This is a genomic window from Bacterioplanes sanyensis (genome assembly GCF_014652515.1).
In the GTDB taxonomy this organism is placed as follows: domain Bacteria; phylum Pseudomonadota; class Gammaproteobacteria; order Pseudomonadales; family Oceanobacteraceae; genus Bacterioplanes; species Bacterioplanes sanyensis.
This window is the reverse complement of record NZ_BMYY01000034.1, coordinates 1-805: the sequence shown is the minus strand read 5'-3', so window position 1 is coordinate 805 and position 805 is coordinate 1. Positions and strand designations below refer to the sequence as shown.

At 48.2% G+C, this 805-nt stretch carries 1 protein-coding gene; it reads left to right on the top strand.

What is annotated here, in order from left to right; all coding sequences use genetic code 11:
• Nucleotides 1-730: IS630 family transposase (locus IE090_RS17755; RefSeq protein WP_189390453.1), on the top strand; the 730-nt coding region annotated here is incomplete at its 5' end.
• Nucleotides 731-805 lie beyond the last annotated feature (75 nt).

Sequence of the window (805 nt, the reverse complement as noted above, 5' to 3'; positions counted from 1 at the left end):
GGCCAAGTACGCGGAAATAACGCCTTGGCAAGTTCGGCAGATCTGGGCAGCCGCAGATTTACGACCACACCGATTGAAAACGTTCAAGATCAGTAATGATCCAAAGTTCTCTGATAAGGTAGTAGATATCGTGGGTTTGTATATGAATCCACCAGAAAACGCCATTGTTCTAAGTGTTGATGAAAAAACACAGATTCAAGCTCTGGATCGAACACAACCAGGTCTTCCCCTCAATCCAAGCCGGATTGGAAGCCGGACGCACGATTACAAAAGACACGGAACGGTCAGTTTGTACGCAGCCTTTAATACTTTGACGGGCAAAGTGATCGGAAAAGTAGCAGACCGGACAAACAGCAAGGAGTTTTTATCCTTCTTGAAGCTGGTTGATCGGCGTACATATTCGAATAAAGATCTCCACATAATCTTGGACAACCTCAGCGCGCATAAAACAAAAGAAGTTCGGGAGTGGGTCGAAGCTAATCCTCGCATCCATCTACACTTCACTCCGACCAGCTCCTCGTGGCTGAACGCCGTGGAGGGCTGGTTTTCTCAACTGGAACGCCGAGCGTTGTATCGCGGAGTATTCACCAGTGTTTCAGAAGTAAAGATGGAGCTGGAGAACTTTATCAGAGCCCATAATGCGGAGAGTGCGAAGCCGTTCAAATGGACGAAGCCTGCCGGCCAAATTCTGGCTTCGGTCGAGCGGGCAAAACAATCGTTACAGAATTAACCGCATGGACCACTAGGCCCTTATTCGGGCCTTATTTTTGCCCAAAAACTGCATTTCTGCAGATTTTGGGCGCAC